The sequence below is a fragment of the Candidatus Caldatribacterium sp. genome (genome assembly GCA_014359405.1).
GTDB classification, from domain to species: domain Bacteria; phylum Atribacterota; class Atribacteria; order Atribacterales; family Caldatribacteriaceae; genus Caldatribacterium; species Caldatribacterium oleiphilum.
Genome location: JACIZN010000172.1, coordinates 1 through 2,621 on the forward strand (window position 1 = coordinate 1; position 2,621 = coordinate 2,621).

3 protein-coding genes are annotated in these 2,621 nt (G+C 53.0%); 1 reads left to right on the forward strand and 2 read right to left on the reverse strand.

Annotation, left to right across the window (positions count from 1 at the left end):
• The coding region (locus H5U36_09970; protein MBC7218431.1) for a uracil-DNA glycosylase at positions 1-327 on the reverse strand (327 nt) is incomplete at its 3' end.
• A gap of 46 nt (positions 328-373) precedes the next feature.
• Positions 374-991: a metallophosphoesterase gene (locus tag H5U36_09975; GenBank protein MBC7218432.1), complete on the reverse strand. Its 618-nt coding sequence runs from the start codon at positions 989-991 to the stop codon at positions 374-376.
• 139 nt (positions 992-1,130) lie between these two features.
• Between H5U36_09975 and H5U36_09980 the strand changes: the two genes are divergently transcribed.
• A partial coding sequence (locus H5U36_09980; protein MBC7218433.1) for an AAA family ATPase occupies positions 1,131-2,621 on the forward strand: 1,491 nt, incomplete at its 3' end.

A 2,621-nucleotide genomic window follows, 5' to 3' on the forward strand; every position in this document is an offset into this window, starting at 1 on the left:
GGTTTCGACTTCCTCGAGGGTGGGAGTTCTGTTCCTAGGAGGTCGGCATTTAACCATGTTTGCTATGTACACCTCTTCTCTTTGTATGCCTACTGAGAGGAGAATTTTGGTCAGGAGTTGTCCTGCTTTTCCGACAAAGGGTCGCCCCGTGCGGTCTTCGTCTTCACCAGGTGCTTCACCGATGAACATGATGAGGGCATCGGGGTTCCCTTCGCCGAAGACCACCTGGGTTCTACTTTTTGCGAGGGGACAAAGGGTGCATTGCTCAACCTCTTGCTTTATCTCTGCAAGGAGTTCTTCTTTTTTCTGTAGAAGCGAACGAGACACATCGCATCACCAGTAAGAACCTCTTTCCATTGTACCACATGTGTTCTCATCTTTGTTCGTCAACGATTTCGATGACCTGGTACCCGTAGCAATTGATGACCCAGGTTTCGAAGAGTTTCTCAGCGGGATTCTCGTTGGCATTGTAGAGGTGGACGTGGCCATGGAGGTGGTACTTTGGGCGGTACTTCCGGATAAGGTGAGTGAAGGTAGCGAATCCCCGATGGGGAAGATCCTTCCCCTCATGCACTCCTTGAGGAGGAGCGTGGGTTACGAAGATGTCGAGGTACCTTCCGTACCTGAGACGAGCCCAGTGGAGTTTCGGCACCAAGCGGAGGTACTTCCAGTACATCTCACGCTCGGTGTACTGGTGTGCTTGTCCATTGTACCAGTAGCAGCCTTCAAGACCGGCAAGAAGAATTCCCCGGTACCAGACGACTCTTTCGTCGAGATTGGTCCCACCGGCTACGGACTCTTTTCCCGAGGAGGCATCGTGGTTTCCATGAACGAAAAAGAGAGGCACATTGAGGGTGGAAACCACAAAGTCAAGATAGTACTCAGGGAGATCGCCGCAGGAAATGATGCAGCCGACATCCCCAAACCGCTCTTTGCAAAAGGAGCTGTAGATTCGAGGGTCTACCCGGTCACTGAGCGCAAGGATCTTCATCTTTCTCCCATTATACCTATTTTGAGGGAGTGGAAGAGAGGGTCTACTTGTTATAATAGGAATGCTTTTTGGAAATAAAAAGTGTTTCTTTTGGTTCTCCTCAGGGGAAAGGAAAGATTGAAGGAGGAATCCGATATCGATGGCAGAACAATTTCAGGGTGTAGTGGATAATCTCGATAAACTCTTCGAGGTCTTGCCTCCCCATATTCGCAAGGCCTTGGAGGAACAGGAAAATACTGATGACCTTATAGAAATCGTCATGGACCTTGGGCGTCCTCCTGAGGTTCGTTTCAGCAAGGGATTTGCCATTCTCTCGGACCGGGTAATCGAGCGAGAGGACATAGATTACGTGGTCCAACGGGTGGGGATGTTTACCCGAGACAACCGAGCAGGTATCGAGCGGACGCTCCATCGCATTTCCTGCATTCGGAACCGGCTGGGGGACATTGTTGGCCTTACCCTTCGGGTTGGGCGAGCGGTGTACGGGACCATTGACATTATCCGGGATGTCATCGTATCCGGAAAGAACATCCTCCTCCTTGGTCCTCCAGGGGTTGGAAAGACCACCAAGCTCCGAGAGGTTGCGCGGGTTTTAAGCGACGAGTTCCAGAAACGGGTCATTGTCGTAGATACCTCCAATGAGATTGCTGGGGATGGTGATATCCCACATCCTGCTATCGGCAGGGCACGGCGTATGCAGGTGTCTTCGCCTGAGCGGCAGCACGACGTTATGATCGAGGCCGTGGAAAACCACATGCCTGAGGTCATTATCGTTGATGAAATCGGGCGGGAGGAAGAGGCAAGGGCTGCTCGGACTATTGCTGAGCGGGGGGTGCAGCTCATCGCAACAGCCCATGGAACGACCCTTGAAAATCTCCTTTTCAATCCGACGCTGAGCGACCTTGTGGGCGGAATCCAGTCGGTCATTCTGAGTGACGAGGAGGCGCGAAGAAGAGGAACGCAGAAGGCCATTCTCGAGCGCAAAGCGGTGCCGACTTTTGATATTGTTGTCGAGTTGCGGGACCGTGACACTGTTGCCATCTACCACGACACGGCGCAGGCGGTGGACCTCTTGCTCAGGGGGTACGATCCGCAACCAGAAATTCGTCGGAGGACGAAGGAAGGAATGGTGCAGGTGGCGGAACGTCGTCCGCAGGAAGAGCGCGTCTTGAGTCAGGTTGAAACTCCAAAGAGGGCAACTGGTGTTCCCGAGGGACGCCTCCTCCGGGTGTACCTTTTCGCCATCAGCAAGAACTACATGCAACGGGCCATTGCTCAGGCAAAAGCGCCTCTTGAGATTGTGGACGACCTCAACAGAGCCGATCTTGTTCTGACCTTGAAGAGCCGATACCGGAAGCGAGGGAGTAAAATCCGGGAGGCAGAAAATCGGGGAATCCCCGTTCATGTTGTCCGCAGTAACACCTATAACCAGATTCAGAAATTTGTTCACGATCTCTTCGGGTATTCAGAGGGTTCTGGGGAGCCTGAGGAGTCCGGGCTTCTTGAGGCTGAGAGGGCAGCCCGCCAGGTCCTGAAACTTGGAGAGCCGATTGAGCTTGCTCCCCGTAACGCATTTGTGCGGCGACTCCAGCACAAAATTGCCGAGCGGTACAATCTCTTCTCCCAAAGT

What these genes read in the sequence shown, in the direction of transcription:
- H5U36_09975 (MBC7218432.1), bottom strand. Translation starts at nt 991, where the DNA reads ATGAAGATCCTTGCGCTCAGTGACCGGGTAGACCCTCGAATCTACAGC.